Raw genomic sequence first — 23,269 nt, forward strand, 5'->3', positions numbered from 1 at the left:
TCCGGGAGGTGCCTTGCCAGGTGAAAGAGAAGAAACGTGAAGCCATAGAACAGACAGCCAAGATCATACCGATACAATGGGACGCCACGTTCTTTTTCGAGCGGGCCGTGCGCTCGTTGGATCGTTACCACTATGACAAGGCACTCAAATATTTCCGGCGTGCCGTGGAGTATGAACCGGAAAATCCGGTTAACCATTGTAACATGGCAGGCATCATGTCGGAGATGGGCAACTATGAGGAATCCAACCGGATTCTGAAATGGATTGTCGATGAGCTGGATCCGACCATGACGGAATGCCATTTCTACATGGCCAACAACTATGCCAACATGGAGATGTACGAAGCAGCGGAAGGCGCACTCATTCATTATTTGGAGGAAGACGCGGACGGACAATACCTCGACGAAGCCGAGGAAATGATGGAGCTTCTCCAGTATGAGCTGGAGCGCCCTGCACCGCTGACGAATATAAAAGCGCGCGAAGGCATGGTCGAGCATGACCAGGCCCGCAAGCTTCTGGAAGAAGGCAAGTTTACGGAAGCGGTTCGTATCTTGGAGAAAATTATTGAAGAGCAGCCGGAGTTTCTGGCAGCCCGCAATAATTTGGCGCTGGCCTATTACTATATGGGCATGTTCGACAAAGCGATGGCTACGATCCGGGAAGCGCTGGAGCTCGAGCCGGGGAATTTGCATGCCCTTTGCAATCTGGGGATCTTCTATCAGCATGCGGGAGATACAGATAGTCTTACTCCTCTGCTTGATTTGCTGCGCAAAACGGCTCCGTTCCATCAAGAGCATGTCTTTAAGCTGGCTACTACGATGGGGATTCTGGGCGAGCATGAGGCGGCGTACCGCCATTTCACCCGTCTTCTGAAGGACGCGGAGCTCAACCTTGACCCTTGCCTATATCACTACGCCGCTGTAGCCGCATGCCATATCGGCCGTTATGCGGAAGCGGAGCGCCTGTGGAAGCAGGCAGCGAAGCTGGATCCGGAATCGGATATTCCGCGTTATTACATGGAGCAGCTGGCTCTCATCAAATCCGGCGACCAGAACGCGTCGGTAAGCTATCATTATCATTTGCCGTTCGAGGAGCAGTTCAAGCTGTGGGAAAATTCCTCGGATGGGCTTCCCGAGCATTTGAAGCGCGACCCGCTCGTGCGCTCCTCGTTCTTCTGGGCACTCCGTCATGGAGACCAGAATACGAAGCTGCAGGTCATTCAAGCGCTTGGCATGATTGCCGATAATGAAGTCAAGGACGTCCTTCGCGCATTCCTGCTCGAAGCGGAAGAAGATGATTATCTGAAGCGGATTGCCGTATTTGTGCTTCGTACAATCGGCGTACAGGAGCCGCTTCAAGCCGTACTGGAAGGCAAACCTACGGTCATTGAGCCGAACCGGGTTCCATCCCGTCTGCCCGTCTGGGAAGACAAGTGGCAGGAGGTCGTGGAAGCGGCGATGTCTCGCGTGAACAAACGCTTCGACCTTGTGCAGCAGTATGATCTGATGACGCTATGGGTAGAGTTCCTGTCCAGACTGTATCCGGAAGTGCCGAAGCTGACCAAGCCGGAGGGCTGGGCGGCGGCGCTTGAATATTTAACGGCCAAGATGCACCGGCGGACAACGTCGTATCCCGAAATCTCGGAGCGTTACGGCGTTTCCATCGCAACCGTAAGCAAAAACGCCAAAAAAATCGACGAGGTATGCGGGATCAAGGAAAAGATGAAATCGATCAGCTCGGTTTTCTCCTTGGACCATCTCGAATAGGGCATCCCGTCCATTAACAAAACGCGCTTAGGATATGGTTCCCTAAGTGCGTTTTGTTTTTCCCGGGCAAACTTATATATAATAAGGATATATAAGTTTGCCCTAATCTTTTCCTTCTCCAGCCACCCGTTGGTTGGACGACTTAAAATTTTACAATTTATTGATCGAAGAATGTGAGCGGAGCGAACATAACGTACTGGAGAAGCGCAGCGTTCGCCTTTGTCCTCCGAATTTCAACCGCTAAGCGGTTATTGAAATGATGAAATTCGGGGACAACAGCGATCGGAAGAACGTTATGTTTGTGTAGCGACATTATCTCGACTCAAAAATGAGCCACTTTTAGGAGGACAACCATGTACAAATCCATTATTATAGGCACCGGCCCAGCCGGCCTCACGGCAGCGATCTATTTGGCACGCGCGAATATGAAGCCTCTTGTTATCGAAGGGCCGGAGCCGGGCGGCCAGTTGACCACAACGACGGAAGTCGAGAACTTCCCGGGCTTCCCCGAAGGGATTATGGGGCCGGATCTGATGGCGAATATGCGCAAGCAGGCGGAACGTTTCGGCGCCGAGTTTATGACCGGTTGGGTGAACAGCGTCGATATGTCGGAGCGTCCGTTTAAGCTTCAGGTAGAAGGCAAGGGCGAATTTGTCGGCGAAACGATCATTATCTCTACCGGAGCCTCGGCTAGATGGCTGGGTATCCCAGGCGAGAAGGATAATATCGGCCGCGGCGTAAGCACATGCGCAACCTGTGACGGCTTCTTTTTCCGCAATAAAAAGATCGTGGTGATCGGCGGCGGCGATTCGGCCATGGAGGAAGCGAACTTCCTTACCCGCTTTGCAACGAATGTTGAACTCGTAAACCGCCGTGATGAGCTCCGCGCATCAAAAATCATGCAGGACCGCGCACGCGAAAACGAGAAAATCAGCTGGAGCCTGAACCGTACGCCGCTTGAGGTAGAAGCGAACGGCATGGGCGTTACCGGCCTTAAAGTCCGCAACAACGCAACGGGCGAAGACGAAACGATCCAAACGGACGGTGTCTTTATCGCTATCGGCCATACGCCTAACACGAAGTTCCTGAACGGCCAGATCGACACCGACGAGCATGGCTACATTAAAGTCAAGCCAGGCAGCTCGGAGACGAACGTGCCGGGCGTATTCGCTTGCGGAGACGTACAGGACAACAAATACCGCCAAGCGATTACGGCGGCAGGCAGCGGCTGTATGGCGGCGCTTGATTGCGAACGGTTCCTCGAGAACGTCGGCTCACATTAATACGCGAGATAACAGTCGGCCCTTTCCTCTCCCGGAGAGGGCTTTTTCCTGCCAGCTTCATATAGCTCAAGGGAAACACTGGGGCGGCGATTATCTTGACCGGAATAGGGCATTGGCTTATAGTTGGTTAAAGAGTAGATAACATATTAATGAGGTGGACTAGTAATGTCTGAGAAGATTTACGTTGGAGTCGATGTCGGCGGCACCGCTATTAAAGTTGGGATTTGTAACGTGGAGGGAGAATTGCTCCATACTTACGAAGGGCCGACGGAAACGAGTAAAGGTACGGACACCATCCTTCATAATATTGCGCAGTACGCGCGGAACATCGTGACCGAATCGCCGTTTGAATGGGAGCAAGTTGAAGGCGTTGGCGTAGGAATCGCCGGCTTCCTTGATATCCCGAACGGTATTGTGAAATTTTCGGGCAACTTGAAGATTGAGAATGTTCATTTGAAGGAATATCTCGAAAAGGAGCTTCAAGTTAAAGTTCTCGTTAATAACGACGCAAACGTTGCCGCGCTTGGCGAAGCATGGGCTGGAGCGGGCAAAGGCATCGATAACTGCGTCTGCTATACACTGGGTACCGGCGTAGGCGGCGGTATTATTATCGGCGGCAAAATCGTAGAGGGCTTTGCGGGCATGGCCGGCGAGCTGGGCCACATCGCGATTGTACCTGATCTGGAAGCGATTCAATGCGGCTGCGGCAAAATGGGCTGCCTCGAGTCTGTATCCTCCGCTACGGGTATTATCCGCATGGCGAAGGACGCTGTTGAGCGCGGAGACCGCACCGTCTTGTCGACAGTAGAAGACATTATGGCGAAAGATGTTATCGACGCTGCGAAAGCGGGCGACGAGGTTGCTTCGCGTATCGTTAGCCGCGCAGCTTACTACCTTGGCAAATCGATGGCGCTCATGGCTGTCGTATTGAATCCGGAATGCTTTATTATCGGCGGCGGCGTGTCGAAAGCAGGCGACTTCCTGTTCGACCAAATTCGCGAAGTATTCGAGAAGTATACCCAGAAGGAAGCGCAAGAAGGCGTAAAGATCGTTGCGGCTACGCTTGGCAATAACGCGGGCGTTGTAGGCGCGGCGGGTCTTATCTTGCGTTCCTAATGAGTATGGACAGCGTTACGATGGGGAGAGAGGGGACAGCTATGGAAACGGGAGCGATGTCAAAGCTTGTTATCATTACAGGGATGTCTGGCGCAGGCAAGACGATTGCCGTACAGAGCCTTGAGGATTTGGGCTTTTTCTGCGTTGATAATTTACCGCCGGTGCTTATCCCTAAATTCGCAGAGCTGATTGAGCAGTCGAATGGCAAAATCGGCAAAGTAGCCCTTGTGATTGACCTTAGGGGCCGTGAATTTTTTACCGCCTTATCGGAGTCTTTAAGTTTCATCAAAGAGCATTTCACGATCAGCTGCGAAATCCTGTTCCTGGATGCAACGGACGAAGTGCTCGTCCAGCGCTATAAGGAAAGCCGCCGTCGTCATCCGCTAGCTCCGGAGGGTATGCCGCTTGAAGGCATCCGCAACGAGAGAAGAATGCTGGAGGATTTGAAGGGCTCGGCTTCGCAGGTTATTGATACAAGCAATATCAAGCCGGCACAGCTCAAGGAGCGCATTATTTCCCGGTTTACGAACTTGGAGAACAACAGCCTTTCGGTGAATGTGACCTCCTTCGGGTTCAAGTACGGCATTCCGATCGATGCCGATTTGATTTATGACGTACGTTTTTTGCCTAATCCGCATTACGTGGATCATTTGCGTCCGAATACAGGGCAAAATCCGGAAGTGTACGATTATGTGATGAAATGGCCGGAGACGCAAGCCTTCCTGACCAAGCTGCTCGATATGCTCCAGTTTCTTCTCCCTCTTTACCACAAAGAAGGCAAGAGCCAGGTCGTTATCGGCATCGGGTGCACGGGCGGCAAACACCGCTCGGTTGCGATTGCAGAATATTTGGGTCGCATGCTCGGCAGCAGCGATACGGAACGGGTACGCGTCAGCCACCGCGATGCTGACCGCGATAAGCATTGACGGGGTGATTGGATGCAGAATAGGCATAAAATTATAAGGCGGCCAAAAATTGTTGTGGTAGGCGGCGGAACCGGCTTGTCGGTGATGCTGCGGGGGCTTAAGGAGAAGCCTCTTGATATTACAGCAATCGTGACGGTCGCCGATGATGGGGGAAGCTCGGGAGTACTGCGCAATGAACTGCAGATCCCGCCTCCGGGCGACATCCGCAACGTTATTATGGCGCTTGCGGATGCGGAGCCATTATTGACGGAAGTGCTTCAATACCGTTTCTCCAGCGGCACCGGATTAGCCGGGCATAGTTTGGGTAATCTGATGCTGGCTGCGATGACGGATATTGCGGGCGATTTCGTTACGGGCGTCCGAGAGCTTAGCAAGGTATTGGCCGTGCGGGGACGCGTGCTTCCTGCGGCGGGCCGGGCTATCGTGCTGAAGGCCGAGATGACTGACGGTACCGTAGTGGTCGGGGAATCCATGATTCCGAAAGCCGGAAAGAAGATTAAGCGGGTATTTGTAGAGCCCGATAATGTAGAGCCTCTTCCGGAGGCTATTGAAGCCATTGAGCAAGCCGATGCGATTCTAATCGGTCCAGGCAGCTTGTATACGAGTATTATTCCGAATCTGCTTGTACCTAAGCTGGCGAAGGCTATTGTGGAATCAACGGCTGTTAAGCTGTTTGTCTGCAATGTAATGACGCAGCCGGGCGAGACGGATGGATATTCGGTGAGCGATCATCTCAAAGCGGTGCAGGACCATATCGGGCATAAACTTTTCGATTACGTGCTGGTCAACGATGGTGAAATATCGCCGGAGGTGGCGGAAAAGTATGCGGAAATGGGCTCTACCCAGGTAGGGCTGGATATAGACGAAATAAACCGGTTGGGATACGAAATCATATCCGACCGTCTCGTGCTGTACCGGACGTTTTTGCGTCATGACGCAGAGCGGCTGAGTCATCATATTTATAAATTAGTGGAAAACTGGATGTTAAGAAAGAGGTGAACAAGCGATGTCATTTGCGGCCCAAACGAAGAAAGAGCTGACGATGGTTGAGGCGGATACCTGCTGTGAACGTGCCGAATTGTCCGCACTCATTCGAATGAATGGCTCGGTCAGCGTCTCCAGCCGCAAAGTCGTCCTCGACATCTCAACCGAAAACGCAGCAATTGCCCGCCGGATCTACTCCTTGGTTAAAAAACATTTTGAAGTGCATACGGAGCTGCTGGTCCGTAAGAAAATGCGTCTCAAAAAAAATAATGTATATATCGTCAGAATTCCGACGAAGGTACAGGAAATACTAAGTGAGCTGCGAATTGTATCCGAAGGCTTTGTGTTTAACTTGGGTATTGATAAAGAAATCATCAAAAAGTCGTGCTGCAAACGATCCTATCTGCGCGGAGCATTCCTGGCAGGCGGCTCGGTAAACAACCCGGAGGGCTCCTCGTACCATCTTGAAATTTCATCGATGTACGAAGAGCACTGCGAGGCGCTGGTTGAGCTGGCCAACAAGTTTGGACTGAACGCAAGATGTATCGAGCGGAAGAAAGGCTTTGTATTCTACATCAAAGAGGGCGAGAAAATTATCGAGCTGCTGAACATTATTGGCGCCCATCAGGCATTGTTCAAATTCGAGGACGTCCGCATTATGCGCGACATGCGGAATTCGGTTAACCGGATCGTGAATTGCGAAACGGCTAACCTTAACAAAACGATTGGCGCGGCCGTCAGACAAATCGATAATATCAAGCTGCTGCAAAAGGAAATCGGATTAAACAATCTTCCCGATAAGCTTAGAGAGGTTGCCGAAATCAGGCTCCAGCATCCGGATATGAACCTGAAGGAAGTTGGGGAAATGCTGAAGGGTACCGTAAGCAAGTCCGGCGTTAACCACCGGCTGCGGAAAATTGATGAACTTGCGGAAAAAATCCGAAACGGCTAAACTTTTAACCTAGTGCATCAGATGGTATAATGATATAATATGAACAAAAAGTCTTATGCAAGGTGTAACATTGCATTTTAAAGGTATTAGTCATGTCAGGCTGAGCACTGAAGCGAAATTGCCAGACTTATTATAGTATAGGGGGTATGGTTACCATGACAAGGCTACCGGTTGTCGTTCGTCTTAAAACAGGTTTGCACGCTAGACCTGCCGCATTATTCGTTCAAGAAGCGAACAAATTTTCCTCCGAAGTATTTGTTGAGAAAGACGACAAGAAAGTAAACGCAAAATCCATTATGGGTATCATGAGCCTTGCGATCAGCTCGGGCACAGAGATTCATATCAGCGCAGAGGGTTCGGATGCAGAACAGGCTGTAAACGCTTTAGTCGCGCTCGTCAGCAAAGAAGAGCTGGAGAACCAATAAGAACCGACAAGAGGGGTGTCCCGAGTCATCATTTTGAATGACAATGGGATAGTCCTTTTTTCGTGGCATGTTAGAAGAAACGACAAAAAAAGCGGCTGCTCATGGTAATCCATGTTCAGCCGCTTTTATTTATTTATGTGTTAGATACGCTCGATAACTTTATCGACTAGACCGTATTGACGAGCCTCTTCCGCGCTCATGAAGTAATCGCGGTCGGTATCCTTCTCGATGCGTTCGAGAGGTTGTCCGGAACGCTCAGCCAGGATGCCGTTCAGCTTATCGCGCATTTTGATAATGCGGCGGGCGCGGATTTCGATATCGCTTGCTTGACCTTCAGCGCCGCCAAGCGGTTGATGGATCATCACTTCGCTGTTCGGGAGCGCATAACGTTTGCCAATGGCACCGGCCGTGAGCAGGAAAGCGCCCATCGATGCAGCCATGCCGACGCAAATTGTCGAAACATCGGGTTTAATGTATTGCATCGTATCATAGATAGCCATGCCTGCCGTAATGGATCCGCCAGGGCTGTTAATGTAGAGAGAAATATCTTTCTCAGGATCTTCTGCTGCAAGGAACAGCATCTGAGCAATAATGGAGTTGGCTACCACATCGTTGACGCCCGACCCGAGGAAGATGATGCGATCCTTCAGAAGGCGGGAGTAAATGTCGTAAGCGCGTTCTCCGCGATTGCTCTGTTCAATAACCATAGGAACGAAATTCATATCCAACCAAGTCCCCTCCTCAAAATAGCAAAGATGGTATTACTGATTCCCATTCTAGCGGATGATCAATCAAAAGTCAAAGATAGTCAAACTCAATTTTTTAGAAAAACAAAAAAACCGTCCTCATCGAGGACGGTTCCTGTTTATGTATAGCGTTAAGGTAAAGTTGAATGGCGCGCCCGCTAGGAATCGAACCTAGATCTCAGGCTCCGGAGGCCTACGTCATATCCATTGGACCACGGGCGCATATTCCCATAAGAAAGCAACAGCAAAACTTAGTATACGCGATTCAATTGTAGAAAGCAAGACAGATGAGAAAAATAAATTTGAGCAAATCGTGAATACAAACGCTTTCATCGGCAATTGCTTACTTGCCATGTGAAATGTTTTTAGCTAAAATAGAGGTGGGACTTAAAGTGAGTATGCGGGACGTTTAACGTCCATCCCCTGAAAGCCCATTACGCCTATTGACGGGTGGAGTGAAAAGTAGAGGATGCGTCACATTATTGAGCTGCAGCAGCAGCTTCTCCCAGATTTGCTTGACGTAATGAAGAAGCGTTACTCGATATTGCGCCAAGTGATGTTGTCCGATCTGATCGGCCGGAGGACGCTCGCCAATTCCTTAGGGATGACGGAACGGGTGCTAAGGGCGGAAACAGATTTCCTGAAATCGCAGGGACTGCTGGAGATTCATGCGGCGGGAATGCGGATCAGTGAAGCGGGCAAGCAATTGCTTGAGCAATTGGAGCCCTTCTACAAGACGTTATTCGGTTTGTCCGATCTGGAAGAGAAGATCAGGAGTCACTTCGGATTATCGCAGGTCGTTGTTGTAGCAGGCGATTCCGAGGAGTCGGAGCAATCGAAGCGGGAGCTTGGAAGAGCAGCCTGCCAGGTGCTTCGCAAAGTGATGGAGCCAAACGATGTCGTGGCCGTAACCGGCGGAACGACGATCGCTCAGGTAGCTAACCAATTAACTTCTACGACACCGCTCAAGAACAACTGGTTTGTACCGGCGAGAGGCGGACTTGGCGAAAGTCTCGATTATCAAGCTAATACCATTGCATCCACAATGGCAAAGCGTACTGGCGCCAATTACCGGATGCTCCATGTGCCGGATCATCTTGGTGACGAAGCCTACGCATCCATGATGCAGGAACCGAATATCCGCGATATAGTCGAGGTTGTCCGGAGCGCCCGAATCGTCGTACACGGGATCGGGGACGCTATGGTGATGGCCCGGCGCAGAAAGCTGAATCCTGAACTGGTGAAGGCGATGGCCGCGGATGGCGCATTGGCTGAAGCTTTCGGTTTTTATTTCGACCGTAACGGCGAAGTTGTTCACAAAATGCAGACCGTAGGATTACGACTCGAGGATATTGTGAAGACTGAAGTTGTTATAGGAGTAGCTGGCGGTCATAGCAAAGGCGAAGCTATAGCAGCCATTATGAAATTTGGGCACAATGATGTACTTGTTACCGATGAAGCGGCGGCTCTCGAGATGTCCGCGATTATCGATGAACAGCAGCAATCGTTATCTTAACGATTTGCGGCAGGCTCTGCTGCAGAACGTTTTGAAATATATACCATAGTCATTTAAAAGCTTAGGAGGAATTTAAAATGGTTAAAATTGGTATTAACGGATTTGGTCGTATCGGTCGTAACGTGTTCCGCGCATCGCTGAACAACCCTAATGTTGAGGTAGTAGCGGTAAACGACCTGACTGACACTAAAACACTTGCACACCTGCTGAAATATGACACAACTCATGGCACTCTTGATGCTACGGTTGAAGCAAAAGAAGGCGCAATTCTCGTTAACGGCAAAGAAATCAAAGTATTTGCTGAACGTAACCCTGAGAACCTGGCATGGGGCTCCGTAGGCGCTGAAATCGTTGTTGAGTCCACTGGTATCTTCACAGCGAAAGAAAAAGCCGAGCTTCACCTTAAAGGCGGCGCTAAAAAAGTTATCATCTCCGCTCCAGCAACTAACGAAGACATCACAATCGTTATGGGCGTTAACGAAGACAAGTACGATGCTGCATCGCACACTGTAATCTCCAACGCTTCTTGCACAACGAACTGTCTTGCACCATTCGCAAAAGTATTGAACGACAAATTCGGTATCGTTAAAGGTATGATGACTACAATTCACTCGTACACAAACGACCAAGCCGTACTGGACGTTCCTCACAAAGACCTGCGTCGTGCTCGTGCAGCTGCTGAGAACATCATCCCTTCGTCGACTGGCGCAGCAAAAGCGGTATCCCTGGTTCTTCCAGAACTGAAAGGCAAACTGAACGGTATGGCTATGCGCGTTCCTACGCCTAACGTTTCCGTAACTGACCTGGTTGCAGAACTGAAAGTTAACGTTACTGTTGAAGAAGTTAACGCAGCTCTGAAAGAAGCTTCCGAAGGCGCTCTTAAAGGCATTCTGAACTACAACGAACTGCCACTGGTATCCAGCGACTACAACAGCGACCCAGCTTCCTCCACAATCGACGCTCTGTCGACTATGGTAGTAGAAGGCAACATGGTTAAAGTTATCTCCTGGTACGACAACGAGTGGGGCTACTCGAACCGTGTAGTTGACCTTGCTGCATTCGTGGCAAGCAAAGGTCTGTAAGATACACACGCTATTCCACAATTGCATGGAACGCTTTCGTTCCGGAGCTTGATGCTCCGGGATACGCTTAGTCTGCGGCTCCACTTAAGTGGATATTAGGCGAAGGCGTTCCTTCTTGCGAGAAGGAACGCCTTTTTTGCTGCTGTTAAAGGCTTTATCTCATATATGCTTTCAACTTCATAATCAGGGAGGCAACACCATTGAATAAGAAAAGTGTTCGTGACGTAGAAGTAGCAGGCAAACGCGTATTTGTACGCGTCGATTTCAACGTACCACTCGAAGATGGCAAAATTACTGACGACAAGCGTATCCGCGAAACGCTTCCTACGATCAACTATTTGATCGAAAAAGGCGCTAAAGTTATCCTCGCGAGCCACCTTGGCCGTCCAAACGGTGAAGTGGTTGAAGAACTGCGTCACACAGCTTCTGCTGTACGTCTGTCCGAGCTTCTTGGCAAACCGGTTGTAAAAGCTAACGACTCCGTTGGTGAAGAAGTGAAAGCACAAATTAACGCGCTGAATAACGGTGACGTACTCTTGCTTGAGAACGTTCGTTTCCACGCTGGCGAAGAAAAGAACGATCCGGAACTGGCTAAGCAATTCGCTGAGCTGGCTGACTTGTTCGTAAACGATGCATTTGGTGCTGCTCACCGCGCCCACGCTTCGACAGAAGGCATTGCGCACTACCTGCCTGCAGTATCGGGTCTCTTGATGGAGCGCGAGCTTGATGTTCTCGGCAAAGCGCTGAACAACCCTGAGCGTCCTTTCACGGCGATCGTTGGCGGTTCGAAAGTAAAAGACAAAATCGACGTTATCAACAAAATGATCGAGATCGCTGATAACATCATCATCGGTGGCGGCTTGTCCTACACCTTCTTCAAAGCGCAAGGCCATGAAATCGGCCAATCGCTCGTTGACAACTCCAAGCTTGATCTGGCTCTTGAGTTCATCGAGAAAGCAAAATCGCTTGGCAAAAACTTCCTGATTCCGGTTGATATCGTTATTACTGACGAGTTCAGCAAAGACGCAAACACAAAGATCGTTGACGTTGACGGCATCCCTGCTGACTGGGAAGGCATCGACATCGGTCCTAAAACTCGCGAAATTTACGCTGACGTTATCAAAAACTCCAAGCTGGTTGTTTGGAACGGACCAATGGGCGTATTCGAAATCGAACCATTCTCCCACGGTACTCGTGCGGTTGCTAATGCTTGCGCGGAAACAGCTGGTTACACGGTAATCGGCGGCGGCGACTCCGCTGCGGCTGCTGAAAAATTCGGCGTAGCAGACAAAATGGACCACATCTCGACTGGCGGCGGCGCTTCCCTGGAGTTCATGGAAGGCAAAGCACTTCCGGGCGTTGTAGCTCTTAACGATAAATAAGATAGAATTATATAAGTTTAGAAAAGAGGGAATATACGATGAGCAGAACACCTATCATTGCAGGTAACTGGAAAATGTTCAAAACCGTTTCCGAAGCTGTATCGTTCTTCTCCGAAGTGAAAGGCAAGGCTGAGGTTGCTGGCGTAGAGAGCGTCATTTGCGCTCCTTACACAACTCTTCCGGCGCTTGTTGAAGCGGCAAAAGGCACGTCGATCGCAATCGGCGCGCAAAACCTGCACTTCGAAGACAACGGTGCGTTCACGGGCGAAATCAGCGGCGTTATGCTGAAGGACCTAGGCGTGAAGTACGTGATTATCGGTCACTCCGAGCGTCGTGCTTACTTCGCTGAAACCGACGAGATCGTTAACAAAAAAATGCATGCTGCTTTCAAACACGGCATTACGCCAATCGTTTGCGTAGGCGAGAAGCTCGAAGAGCGCGAAGCTAACCAAACGAAGGATGTTTGCAAAGTGCAAACCGAAGCGGCTTTTGAGGGACTGTCGGCTGCGCAGGCAGCTGAAGTGGTTATCGCTTATGAGCCAATCTGGGCGATCGGTACCGGCAAATCCTCGACTTCCGAAGACGCGCAAGACGTTATCGGTTACATCCGTAGCGTAGTTGCTGATCTGTATGATGCAGCGACAGCTGAAGCGGTTCGTATCCAATACGGCGGCAGCGTTAAACCTAACAACGTTGCGGAGTATATGGGACAAGCGGACATCGACGGCGCTCTTGTCGGCGGCGCATCGCTTGAACCGGCTTCCTATATCGCACTCGTTGAGGGGGCCAAGTAAGATGGCTCCGAAACCAGTTGCACTGATTATTCTCGACGGCTTTGGCCTTCGCGACGACGTAACCGGCAACGCCGTTGCGCAAGCGAAAAAACCAAACTACGACCGTTACTGGTCGACATATCCGCACACAACCCTTACTGCTTCCGGCGAAGCAGTAGGTTTGCCGGATGGTCAAATGGGCAACTCCGAGGTTGGTCACCTGAACATCGGCGCAGGCCGTATCGTGTATCAGGACCTGACTCGTATCTCGAAGTCGATCCGCGACGGCGAATTTTTCGATAACGAGACGCTTCTTGGGGCGGTTCGCCACGCGAAAGCGAATGGCAAGAAGCTTCACCTGTACGGCCTGCTGTCCGACGGCGGCGTACACAGCCACATTGCTCACCTGTTTGCACTGCTGGAACTGGCTAAGAAAGAGGAGCTGAACGAAGTATTCATTCATGCCTTCCTCGACGGCCGCGACGTTGCGCCAGACAGCGCGAAGGGTTACCTGGAACAGCTGCAAGCGAAGATTGAAGAAGTGGGCGTAGGCCAGATCGCTACCGTTCAAGGCCGTTACTACGCAATGGACCGCGACAAGCGTTGGGAGCGTACGGAGAAGTCGTACCGCGCAATGGTTTACGGCGATGGTCCTAAATACACGGATCCAATCAAGGCTGTAGTTGAATCCTACGAAAAATCCGTTTATGATGAATTCGTTATGCCAACTGTTATCGTTGGCGAGAACGATGAGCCGGTAGGCCTGGTTGAATCCGAAGACTCTATCGTCTTCTTCAACTTCCGTCCCGACCGTGCGATCCAGCTTGGTCAAGTGTTCACGAACGAAGATTTCCGCGGCTTCGACCGTGGCGAGAAATGCCCTAAAAACCTGCATTTTGTCTGCCTGACGCTGTTCAGCGAGACAATCGGCGGTTATGTGGCTTACTCCCCTAAGAACCTGGACAACACCCTAGGTGAAGTGCTTGTTCAAAACAACAAGAAACAACTTCGTATTGCGGAAACCGAGAAGTACCCGCATGTCACGTTCTTCTTCAGCGGCGGCCGCGATGTTGAGCTTCCGGGCGAGACTCGCGTACTAATCAATTCGCCGAAGGTTGCTACTTACGACCTGCAGCCGGAAATGAGCGCGTACGAGGTTGCGGCGGCAGCGGTGAGAGAGATCGAAGCCGATAAGCATGACGCAATCATTCTTAACTTTGCTAACCCTGACATGGTAGGTCACTCCGGCATGCTGGAGCCTACAATCAAAGCGGTGGAAGCAACGGACGAATGTCTGGGCCAAGTGGTAGAAGCTGTCCTTGCAAAAGGCGGCGTGGCGATCATTACGGCTGACCACGGCAATGCGGACATGGTTTTCGACGAAAACGGACGTCCGTTCACTGCGCATACGACGAACCCTGTTCCTTGTATCGTTACAGTTGCTGGCGGAGAGCTTCGCGAAGGCGGCATTCTGGCTGACCTGGCTCCAACGGTTCTTGATTTGCTTGAGCTGGCTAAGCCGGCCGAAATGACAGGTACAACATTGATTCAGAAGTAAGTTTCAAGGTAGAATCAATACAGCTTGTTTTCCATGCTTCAACCCTATAAATAATATAACTGAAGGAGTGTTACTCAAATGTCTATCATCGTTGACGTTTACGCACGCGAAGTGCTGGATTCCCGCGGGAATCCAACTGTAGAAGTAGAAGTATCCCTGGAATCCGGCGGCAAAGGCCGCGCAATCGTACCATCCGGCGCATCCACTGGCGCTTACGAAGCTGTTGAGCTTCGCGACGGCGACAAAGGCCGTTACCTGGGCAAAGGCGTTGAAAAAGCGGTTGAGAACGTAAACGCGATTATCGCACCTGAAATCATCGGTCTGGACGCTCTTGATCAAGTAGCTATCGACCGCAAAATGATCGAGCTTGACGGTACTCCTAACAAAGCTAAGCTTGGCGCTAACGCAATCCTGGCTGTATCTATGGCTGTTGCACGCGCAGCTGCTGACGCGCTGAACGTGTCCCTGTACACTTACCTCGGCGGCTTCAACGCAAAAACTCTGCCAGTTCCAATGATGAACATCATCAACGGCGGCGAGCATGCGGACAACAACGTTGACGTTCAAGAGTTCATGGTTCTGCCGGTTGGCGCTCCTACATTCAAAGAAGCTCTTCGCATCGGCGCTGAAATTTTCCACAACCTGAAATCGGTTCTGAAAGACAAAGGCCTGAACACTGCAGTAGGCGACGAAGGCGGCTTTGCTCCTAACCTCGGTTCCAACGAAGAAGCGATCACAACGATCATCTCCGCTATCGAGCGTGCTGGTTACAAACCGGGCGTTGACGTATTCCTCGGTATGGACGTAGCTTCCACTGAGTTCTACAAAGACGGCAAATACCACCTCGAAGGCGAAGGCAAATCCTTCACTTCCGCGGAATTCGTTGACCTGCTTGCTTCGTGGGTTGAGAAGTACCCGATCATCACAATCGAAGACGGCTGTTCCGAAGACGACTGGGAAGGTTGGAAATTGCTCACTGACAAACTCGGCGGCAAAGTACAGCTCGTTGGTGACGACCTGTTCGTTACAAACACGGAGCGTCTGTCCGACGGTATCGAAAAAGGCGTGGGTAACTCCATCCTCGTTAAAGTTAACCAAATCGGTTCGCTTACTGAAACATTCGATGCGATCGAAATGGCGAAACGCGCTGGTTACACAGCGGTTATCTCCCACCGTTCCGGCGAAAGCGAAGACAGCACAATCGCTGACATCGCGGTTGCTACAAATGCTGGCCAAATCAAAACAGGCGCTCCGTCCCGTACGGACCGCGTAGCGAAATACAACCAATTGCTCCGCATCGAAGACCAACTGGGTTCGGTTGCTCAATATGCAGGCAAATCGGCATTCTACAACCTGAAAAACTTCAAATAAGTTTTTTGGCAATAGTAAAAGGCATCCCGGTGAGGGGATGCCTTTTTTTTGCTGTTTAATGGAATTCACGCCGAAATTTGAAACTATTGAATTACTTGTCCTCCTATGATAAAATCAATTTATGTGTTTAACGGAGCTCCTATGCTGGAGGTGGATCAAATGGAAATCTTTTGGAAGATTTTGCTCGTTATTTTTGCAATCGGCTTGATCTCAGTTGTATTGCTGCAAAAAGGGAAAAGCGCTGGTTTGTCCGGGGCGATTACTGGCGGTGCTGAGCACTTGTTCGGTAAGCAGAAGGCGCGCGGTTTGGACTTGTTCCTTCAACGTTTGACAGTAGGGCTGGCGAGCGGGTTCTTTATCCTGGCGCTGGTTGTAGCATACGTAGTTAAAGTGTAAATGATTACGATTCGTACTCAGAAACGGAGGGAGACCTCCGTTTTTTTGTTTTTTCAAGGCTTTTACGGATGCTAAGGAATGATTTCGTGTATACTAAACGATATATGATAATCTATCAACCGGTAGCTGGATGGCGGTAGGGAAAGCCTCCGGTGTATGAGGTGACAAGGAAAACTATGATGCAAGAGCAGGAACTGCTTGATTTTATGCGGGAGACGGCCTACAAGCCGATGACTTATCAGGAGCTGGAACAGCATTTCGGCATTAACGATGCGGCGGAGTTTAAAGAATTCCTGAAGCTGCTTAATCAGCTCGAGGAAGAGGGCAAAGTCATTCGGACGCGCAATGAACGCTATGGCGTTCCGGAGCGTATGAACCTGCTAAGAGGGAAAATCCAGGCGCATGCGAAGGGCTTCGCGTTTTTGCTGCCTGACGAGAAGGATCATCCTGATGTTTACATACATGCAAACGATCAGAAGAGCGCGATGAACGGCGATATCGCGCTGGTGCGCATTACTTCGCAAAGCGAAGGCGGAGGCCGGATGGAAGGCGAGGTCGTCCGTATTGTGCAGCGTGCCGTTACGCAGGTGGTGGGCACGTTCGAAAGCCATGAGGCATTTGGCTTTGTTGTTCCGGATGATAAACGGATTAACCGGGATATTTTTATTCCGAAGGGTGAATTCCAAGGAGCGGTAACCGGTCAGAAGGTGGTCGTAAAGATTACTTCCTATCCGGAAGGACGGTCTGCGGCGCAAGGCGAAATTATCGAAATTCTCGGACATAAGAACGATCCGGGTATCGACATTTTGTCAATTATCCGCAAGCATCAGCTGCCTGAGGGCTTCTCCGACGAAGTGATGGCCGAAGCCGAAGCGGCTCCGGATTCCATCACCGAAGAGGAGATTATTGAACAAGGCCGCCGCGATCTTCGCGGAGAAGTGATTGTCACGATTGACGGCGAAGACGCGAAGGACCTTGATGACGCGGTTCATGTGAAGCGGCTGGAGAACGGCAACTATCTTCTTGGCGTTCATATCGCCGATGTCGGCTATTACGTGAAGGAGCGTTCGGCGCTTGATCAGGAAGCTTTCCGACGGGGGTGCAGCGTTTACCTGGTAGACCGGGTTATTCCGATGCTGCCGCACCGCTTGTCGAACGGGATCTGCTCGCTGAATCCTCAGGTAGACCGCCTGACGCTTTCCTGCGAGATGGAGTTTGACTCCAAGCTGAAGCGCGTTCGCCACGATATTTTTACGAGTGTCATTAAGACGAAAGAGCGCATGACTTATACGAATGTGCGCAAGATCTTAACGGCGACCGAAGATGAGCCGGAGACTGAGTTGAAGGAACGTTATGCCGATCTGCTCGATATGTTTACGCTCATGGAAGAGCTGGCAATGAAGCTGCGGAAGAAACGGATGAAGCGCGGCGCAATCGACTTTGATTTCCAGGAATCGAAGGTTATCGTGGACGAGGAAGGCAAAGCGGTTGATATCGTGAAGCGTGAGCGTTCTGTTGCCGAGCAGATTATCGAAGAGTTCATGCTGGCAGCGAACGAGACGGTAGCCGAGCATTTCCACTGGCTCCGCGTACCGTTCCTGTACCGGATTCACGAGGATCCGGATCAGGAGAAGTTGCTTCACTTCATGCAGTTCGCATCGAATTTCGGTTATGTCGTGAAGGGCAAAGGCAATTCCGTTCATCCGCGCGCCTTGCAGACGCTTCTTGAAGAGATCCATGGCACGAAAGAAGAGACGGTAATTTCGACCGTGATGCTGCGCTCCATGAAGCAGGCGAAATACGATGCGGAGAGCCTCGGCCACTTTGGACTTGCGGCTGAGTTCTACTCCCACTTCACATCTCCAATCCGGCGTTATCCGGATCTTGTGATTCACCGGGTTATCCGCGAAGTTCTCGAGAACGGCGGGGCGTTGCCGGAAATACGCAATGAGGCGCTGGCGGCTCGCATGCCGGATATCGCGCAGCATTCCTCCGAGCGCGAACGCGTGGCGGTTGATGCGGAACGGGATACGGATAAGCTCAAAAAATGCGAGTTCATGCTGGATAAAGTCGGTGAGGAATTCGACGGCATTATCAGCAGCGTGACAAGCTTCGGCATGTTTGTCGAATTGGATAATACGGTGGAAGGGCTTATCCGACTGAGCGGTTTGACGGATGATTATTACCACTTCCACGAGCTTCATATGGTGCTGATCGGTGAGCGTACCTCGAAGGTATACCGCATTGGCGATGAAGTGAAAATACGCGTGGCGCAGGTGAACATGGACGATTACACGATCGATTTCGAGATGGTGGACATGAAGCCGCGCAGCGATTTCCGTGGCGTAGCGGATGCAGGATTTGGCGCGCGCAACGGAGGCGGCCGCAAGCGCGGAGGTTTCAGCCGCGGCGGGGACACGGGCGCGGTAGTTGGACGCGGCGGCGGAAAGGGTGGCCGCGGGAAGGAAGGCGGCCGCGGAGGTGAAACGCGCGGCGAGCGTGGTGATCGCGGCCCTGGCAAGGGCGGCCGCGATGGAGCTAAGAGCGCCGAGCAAAGCGGCGCGCAAGGAAACGTGAAGCGGAAGCGCGGAGGCGCTGACCGCGGAGCGGCCGGGGGCGCGAGCCGCGCGGCCGAAGGCTCGGCGGAGCGCTCGCCTTGGCAAGAGCAGGCGAAGCCGCCGCTCGAGCAAGGGCGGCAAGTGCGCGGGGCAAGGCCGCGCACGGATATGTGGGGGCTGCCGATTAGCGGCAGCCGCGGCAGAGATGCCGATACGGGCGAAGATCCGGATCAAGGCTCTGTCTTTGATGGCGGCCGCGGCAGGCGCGGCGGCGGCCGGGGCAACCGCAGCGGAGGCGGCGGAGGCCAGCGCAGCGATGCAAATTCTTCGAGCGGAGTGAATAATTCCGGCGAAGAAGGGAAGAACAAGAAGAGGAAAAGAAAAGGCGGCGGCGGTAGCGGGAATGGCGGCGGCAATTCCACAGCAGCGTTTGTCCGCAAGAAACGTAAATAAATATTTAACATGACAAACGTACTATAACTCTAAATAACGGCGCTGCAAGACGGGGCGCAGGCTGCGGAGAAGCAGCGCCGTTTTCCTTGGATAAGCTGGGGAAATATATTTAAGCTTGTCGCTTGATTTTTGATTTTGGGTATAGTACACTCAAAGCAATTGATGATATGAACCTGAATTCACATATTGAAAAGGGTGTCATTTAAGTCATGGACCTTTTTCAATGTGTGAATTTTTTGTTTCGATACGAAATAGGCGCATATTAATACATTTTTGGAGGTAATACACATGCAACAAGGTACAGTTAAATGGTTCAACGCTGAGAAAGGTTTCGGCTTCATCGAAGTTGAAGGCGGCAATGACGTATTCGTTCACTTCTCCGCAATCGTTGGCGAAGGCTTCAAGACTCTTGAAGAAGGCCAACGCGTTGAGTTCAACGTTGTTCAAGGCAACCGCGGACCACAAGCTGAGAACGTTGTTAAGCTGTAATAGCTTAATTTAACGAACGAAGACCGCCCTTAACGGGGCGGTTTTTTTGTTTATGTAAGCGATGTATTTTCGAGTCTTGCTTTAGATTTATAAAGTTGTTACAATGAATTCCTAATAACGCTTCTCTATCGGAATGCGTAAACGAAAATGAGGTGAACCGCTGTGGGTGCTAAAAAAAATGACGGCAAACAGCTCGCTCAAAATAAAAAAGCTTCCCATGATTACTTCATTGAGGATACGTATGAAGCGGGAATCGTGCTGATGGGTACGGAGATCAAGGCTCTCCGCATGGGGAAAGCGAATATTAGCGATGCGTTTGCGACGATCCGGAATGGCGAGATGTTTATTCATAACATGCATATTAGTCCTTTTGAACAGGGCAACCGCCATAATCCGACTGATCCGACTCGCGCTCGGAAGCTGCTGCTTCACAAGCAGCAAATTCATAAGCTGCTCGGCCAGTCCAAGCAAGAGGGCTACTCGATAGTGCCGCTGAAGATCTATGTCCGCAACGGCTACGCAAAGCTGCTGATTGGTCTTGGTAAAGGTAAGAAGCAATACGATAAGCGCGATACGGCCGCGAAGCGGGATGCGCAACGGGATATTCAACGTGCGCTGCGCGAGAAGCAGAAAGTCGTAAGGTAATTGGCATTTGCTTCACTCGCTGGTTCAGGTTCCAGCTTTCCGCCATCATTGGCATTAAGAATCTAAGCATTTGCGATGAAGTTCGTGTTATACTAAAGTAGCGCTAAGGGATACAATGCGCCGCTGGAACAAATGGTTGAAGGAATACTTGCTTGTAATGAATAGCGCAGAAGCGCTACACCTCATTCCGGGCGTTCCGTTTTTTATAGCTAATCGGTCGAAATACACCGTTTATGCGATATTGGGGGCGTTTATGGATTCGACGGGGATAGTACGAGCATGGGTTGCGGGTAGCAGGGAGTCGTCTGCTTCATCAACGCTAAAGCCTATTAAATGGCAAACAACAACAAACTTACGCTTTCGCAGCTTAATAACCTGTGAGCGTGCTCCTACCTAGCATCGCCCATGTGACTAGACTAGGGGCTAACAAGTAGTGGGATACGCCGCTTCGGTCTCCGCCTGGGGTCGACGGAAGAAGATAATCAGGCTGACCCAACGCGTAGTCGGTTACGGGACGACGCTCGGGTGACATCAATACTGTGACTACACCCGTAGAAGCCTGTGTGGCGTTGTCTTCGGACAGGGGTTCAAATCCCCTCGCCTCCACCATCATGAACCACATCCGCATGAGGATGTGGTTTTTGCTTTTTTTCAGACACGAAAAGCTCCGTTCTAAGTAGATCGGAGCTTTTTTGTGTTTATTTAGACACAAGTAAAGGATTGAATGGATTGCAGGCTTAGGCCAGTGTACATCCAGAATCTACCGTTCCATTGAAACCCGGCGACGGAAGTGCGTCCTAAGAAAACCGGGAAGAACCAGAATTGATTTCCGTTTCTTAACCAAATGTACGTATTCCTGAACATGCAACGTGAAATCGCGCCAGGGTCAACCGCAAACGGCTGAACCGCGGGTTGCTGAGGGATGAATCCCGGCGGAGGTGAACTAGGTGCCATCGGCTGGCCTTGTTGCCCCGGAGGTCCCGGAGGTCCAGGAGGCGGTCCCGGTGGGCCTGGCTGTCCAGGGAATCCTGGAGGGCCAAAAGGTGGGAAAAATGACATGATCTTGTCACTCCTTATATGATGGGCTAAAACATTGTATGTAGGAGCGGAGGTAAGGGAATGGGCGTAACCGATATTCTTTTTTTAAGCAGGTAATACGCCGATGGAGGTTAAGTGAAAAGCCCATTTTCTGGTACAAAACTTGCTTTTAGATTGGATTTGGTAACTAAAGTTGGTATTTGTATTTGTTAAATTCTCCTATAATGAAGCAAATGAATTAGGGGATTTTGGAATGCTTGCAACGTTTTCCGTTTGTACGACCGAGGTTTGTCAGCAAAAGTACATGGATTTTCTGTTAGAGAATTACGAGGATTTACGACTGCCGTATCCTTTCCTCGTTGCGTTCGGTTTTATCGCCAGCCCTATTCTAATGGGACAGGAATGTTTTCTCTGCCTAGACAGTGGAGGGGAAGTCATTGGTGCTTTCGGCTTTATTCATGGCACGGGAGAAGGCAATTACGAAGATCGGCATGTTGTACAGCTGCAAGTTGCTCTTATATCTGAATCTTATAGGCGTACAAGGGTTTTTCTTCAGGGATTACAGACGCTTGCCAAACATTTAAACGAGCTTAACGAGGCAGTGAGCGGGCTGGTTTTTTGGACGGGGATGGATGACTACGCAATAAGGCTGTTCAATAAGTTCGCCGAACGGATTGGAGACGGAGAGTTGGCCGTTGGCTACCGGGTCACTTTGCACCAATTAAATAAGTATTTAGCACAATTCAAGCGAGAAGCACTATCGTAAAGCAAAGGATCACGGAATGTGCGGGCTTGAAGGAGGAAATCGTAGTGGGCCGTCTTTTCCCCGCAACTTGCAATCAGGATCGAGATTATGCGAGATTTGCCCGATATTTTCTCGAGAATAGCTATGAATTTGACGAACGGTTATTGTTTTATGACGCTATTGCCCATTTGACGCTTTCATTGAATGAGAGCCGGTTGATGTTATTTGATGACGTGAATGGTGAGCTGCAGGGTTATATTCAATATCGGTTGGAGGCCGATGGCGATACGATGTTTATTGAGTCGGCGATTCTATCTTCCGCCTATCGAAACGGCTTACAATTCTATCAAGGCTTCGCTCGATGGACGAATCATGTCATGGAAGAGCATGGCGAGATACATAGGGTTAGATTCCATGTACGCGCCGATCATGCCTACTTGATTAGATTGTACTCTAAGTTTGCTAAAGAAATTGGAGAAACGGAGAGCCGGGGGAGAACAGAGCTTGTATTCGAGACGGCATTCGACGAACTCAGGTGTTATTTGAGAGCAGCTGAAATAAAGTAAAGGAGGTGAGAAACGATGATACCGGTTAGTCCCCCTAAGCAAACGATAGGCAAAGGTTACGGCAAGATCAGCATTCTCGATACTTTAAAAGCTAACGAGCAAGTGAGAACTTCAGCGGCTGCAGCAAAGTAATCAGAACAATTCGCAGAAGGGTTGTCTCAAAGTCATAATGATATGGCTTAAGGGCAGCCCTGTTTTGTTATTCGAGAGGTTGTAAAGTTTTTTAAAATAATGCTTGCCAAGTGCTTTTGATCTATGGTATATTCTAATTCCGGCCGAGAGAGACAAGCGGTTCGGACGAAAAGCTGAACATCATTGAGAAATTCGATGAAAAATAAAGCTTGACACTGAATTCGATAACGTGATAAGATATGCAGCGTTGTTGAAAAAATTGTTCTTTGAAAACTGAACAACGAGCGAAACTGCCCCGTTAGAAATAACGGAAAAGCGATAAAACAAGTAATGAGCAAGTCAAACACTTTAATGGAGAGTTTGATCC

General features: G+C 50.4%; 22 protein-coding genes, 1 tRNA gene and 1 other RNA gene. 20 read left to right on the forward strand and 4 right to left on the reverse strand.

Annotated features, from left to right (window positions below; all coding sequences use genetic code 11):
- The first annotated feature begins 20 nt into the window (after positions 1–20).
- From WFJ73_RS32400 to WFJ73_RS32430, 7 genes are all read left to right on the forward strand, one after another.
- A complete protein-coding gene (locus tag WFJ73_RS32400) occupies positions 21–1,766 on the forward strand; it encodes a tetratricopeptide repeat protein (RefSeq protein ID WP_336776885.1) in 1,746 nt (581 codons plus the stop codon).
- Between the two features lie 353 nt (positions 1,767–2,119).
- A complete protein-coding gene (gene trxB / locus WFJ73_RS32405; protein WP_336776886.1) occupies positions 2,120–3,049 on the forward strand; it encodes a thioredoxin-disulfide reductase in 930 nt (309 codons plus the stop codon).
- 165 nt (positions 3,050–3,214) lie between these two features.
- Positions 3,215–4,165 (forward strand): ROK family glucokinase, encoded by a 951-nt coding sequence (locus tag WFJ73_RS32410; RefSeq protein ID WP_336776887.1) that lies wholly within the window; start codon positions 3,215–3,217, stop codon positions 4,163–4,165.
- A gap of 41 nt (positions 4,166–4,206) precedes the next feature.
- Positions 4,207–5,091, forward strand: a complete 885-nt coding sequence (rapZ, locus tag WFJ73_RS32415) for an RNase adapter RapZ (RefSeq protein ID WP_085982376.1) — start codon at positions 4,207–4,209, stop codon at positions 5,089–5,091.
- Positions 5,092–5,103: 12 nt separating this feature from the next.
- Positions 5,104–6,090, forward strand: coding sequence for a gluconeogenesis factor YvcK family protein (locus tag WFJ73_RS32420; protein ID WP_336776888.1), 987 nt, complete (start codon positions 5,104–5,106; stop codon positions 6,088–6,090).
- Between the two features lie 7 nt (positions 6,091–6,097).
- Positions 6,098–7,027: a DNA-binding protein WhiA gene (gene whiA, locus WFJ73_RS32425; protein ID WP_336776889.1), complete on the forward strand. Its 930-nt coding sequence runs from the start codon at positions 6,098–6,100 to the stop codon at positions 7,025–7,027.
- A gap of 155 nt (positions 7,028–7,182) precedes the next feature.
- Positions 7,183–7,452, forward strand: coding sequence for an HPr family phosphocarrier protein (locus WFJ73_RS32430; RefSeq protein WP_012772176.1), 270 nt, complete (start codon positions 7,183–7,185; stop codon positions 7,450–7,452).
- A 140-nt stretch (positions 7,453–7,592) separates the two neighbouring features.
- Here WFJ73_RS32430 and clpP read toward each other — a convergent pair whose 3' ends face one another.
- Together clpP and WFJ73_RS32440 are read right to left on the reverse strand one after the other, a co-directional pair.
- The gene (clpP, locus tag WFJ73_RS32435) at positions 7,593–8,174 is read right to left on the reverse strand and encodes an ATP-dependent Clp endopeptidase proteolytic subunit ClpP (protein ID WP_190276202.1); all 582 of its coding nucleotides are present in this window, start codon (positions 8,172–8,174) and stop codon (positions 7,593–7,595) included.
- Positions 8,175–8,345: 171 nt separating this feature from the next.
- Positions 8,346–8,420, reverse strand: a tRNA-Arg gene (locus tag WFJ73_RS32440).
- A gap of 247 nt (positions 8,421–8,667) precedes the next feature.
- Here WFJ73_RS32440 and WFJ73_RS32445 point away from each other — a divergent pair.
- The 11 genes from WFJ73_RS32445 (at position 8,668) to ssrA (ending at position 21,030) form a co-directional block, all read left to right on the forward strand.
- The gene (locus WFJ73_RS32445) at positions 8,668–9,714 is read left to right on the forward strand and encodes a sugar-binding transcriptional regulator (RefSeq protein ID WP_336776890.1); all 1,047 of its coding nucleotides are present in this window, start codon (positions 8,668–8,670) and stop codon (positions 9,712–9,714) included.
- A gap of 77 nt (positions 9,715–9,791) precedes the next feature.
- Positions 9,792–10,796: a type I glyceraldehyde-3-phosphate dehydrogenase gene (gap, locus tag WFJ73_RS32450; RefSeq protein WP_127498591.1), complete on the forward strand. Its 1,005-nt coding sequence runs from the start codon at positions 9,792–9,794 to the stop codon at positions 10,794–10,796.
- Between the two features lie 200 nt (positions 10,797–10,996).
- Positions 10,997–12,178 carry a phosphoglycerate kinase gene (locus tag WFJ73_RS32455; protein ID WP_336776891.1) on the forward strand — a complete coding sequence of 394 codons (1,182 nt, stop codon included), beginning with the start codon at positions 10,997–10,999 and terminating at the stop codon, positions 12,176–12,178.
- 38 nt (positions 12,179–12,216) lie between these two features.
- Positions 12,217–12,972 (forward strand): triose-phosphate isomerase, encoded by a 756-nt coding sequence (tpiA, locus tag WFJ73_RS32460; RefSeq protein ID WP_336776892.1) that lies wholly within the window; start codon positions 12,217–12,219, stop codon positions 12,970–12,972.
- A gap of 1 nt (position 12,973) precedes the next feature.
- The gene (gpmI, locus tag WFJ73_RS32465) at positions 12,974–14,509 is read left to right on the forward strand and encodes a 2,3-bisphosphoglycerate-independent phosphoglycerate mutase (protein WP_336776893.1); all 1,536 of its coding nucleotides are present in this window, start codon (positions 12,974–12,976) and stop codon (positions 14,507–14,509) included.
- A gap of 78 nt (positions 14,510–14,587) precedes the next feature.
- Positions 14,588–15,880 carry a phosphopyruvate hydratase gene (gene eno / locus WFJ73_RS32470; RefSeq protein WP_116394247.1) on the forward strand — a complete coding sequence of 431 codons (1,293 nt, stop codon included), beginning with the start codon at positions 14,588–14,590 and terminating at the stop codon, positions 15,878–15,880.
- A 159-nt stretch (positions 15,881–16,039) separates the two neighbouring features.
- Positions 16,040–16,276 carry a preprotein translocase subunit SecG gene (gene secG / locus WFJ73_RS32475; RefSeq protein WP_116394246.1) on the forward strand — a complete coding sequence of 79 codons (237 nt, stop codon included), beginning with the start codon at positions 16,040–16,042 and terminating at the stop codon, positions 16,274–16,276.
- Positions 16,277–16,452: 176 nt separating this feature from the next.
- Positions 16,453–19,287 (forward strand): ribonuclease R, encoded by a 2,835-nt coding sequence (gene rnr, locus WFJ73_RS32480; RefSeq protein WP_336776894.1) that lies wholly within the window; start codon positions 16,453–16,455, stop codon positions 19,285–19,287.
- A 288-nt stretch (positions 19,288–19,575) separates the two neighbouring features.
- Positions 19,576–19,776, forward strand: a complete 201-nt coding sequence (locus tag WFJ73_RS32485; RefSeq protein ID WP_012772186.1) for a cold-shock protein — start codon at positions 19,576–19,578, stop codon at positions 19,774–19,776.
- A 162-nt stretch (positions 19,777–19,938) separates the two neighbouring features.
- Positions 19,939–20,421, forward strand: coding sequence for an SsrA-binding protein SmpB (gene smpB / locus WFJ73_RS32490; RefSeq protein WP_116394244.1), 483 nt, complete (start codon positions 19,939–19,941; stop codon positions 20,419–20,421).
- Positions 20,422–20,664: 243 nt separating this feature from the next.
- Positions 20,665–21,030, forward strand: a transfer-messenger RNA (tmRNA) gene (ssrA, locus tag WFJ73_RS32495).
- 93 nt (positions 21,031–21,123) lie between these two features.
- Here ssrA and WFJ73_RS32500 read toward each other — a convergent pair.
- Positions 21,124–21,480, reverse strand: a complete 357-nt coding sequence (locus tag WFJ73_RS32500) for a collagen-like protein (RefSeq protein WP_336776895.1) — start codon at positions 21,478–21,480, stop codon at positions 21,124–21,126.
- Between the two features lie 232 nt (positions 21,481–21,712).
- Between WFJ73_RS32500 and WFJ73_RS32505 the strand changes: the two genes are divergently transcribed.
- Both WFJ73_RS32505 and WFJ73_RS32510 read left to right on the forward strand, forming a co-directional pair.
- Positions 21,713–22,225, forward strand: a complete 513-nt coding sequence (locus WFJ73_RS32505; protein ID WP_336776896.1) for a hypothetical protein — start codon at positions 21,713–21,715, stop codon at positions 22,223–22,225.
- Between the two features lie 44 nt (positions 22,226–22,269).
- Positions 22,270–22,770, forward strand: coding sequence for a hypothetical protein (locus WFJ73_RS32510; protein WP_336776897.1), 501 nt, complete (start codon positions 22,270–22,272; stop codon positions 22,768–22,770).
- Positions 22,771–22,949: 179 nt separating this feature from the next.
- On the opposite strand, the gene WFJ73_RS32515 is transcribed toward WFJ73_RS32510, so the two are convergent.
- A partial coding sequence (locus WFJ73_RS32515) for a hypothetical protein (RefSeq protein WP_336776898.1) occupies positions 22,950–23,269 on the reverse strand: 320 nt, incomplete at its 5' end.

Origin of the sequence: Paenibacillus sp. MMO-58 (genome assembly GCF_037146255.1) — a bacterium.
Taxonomy (GTDB): Bacteria; Bacillota; Bacilli; order Paenibacillales; family Paenibacillaceae; genus Pristimantibacillus.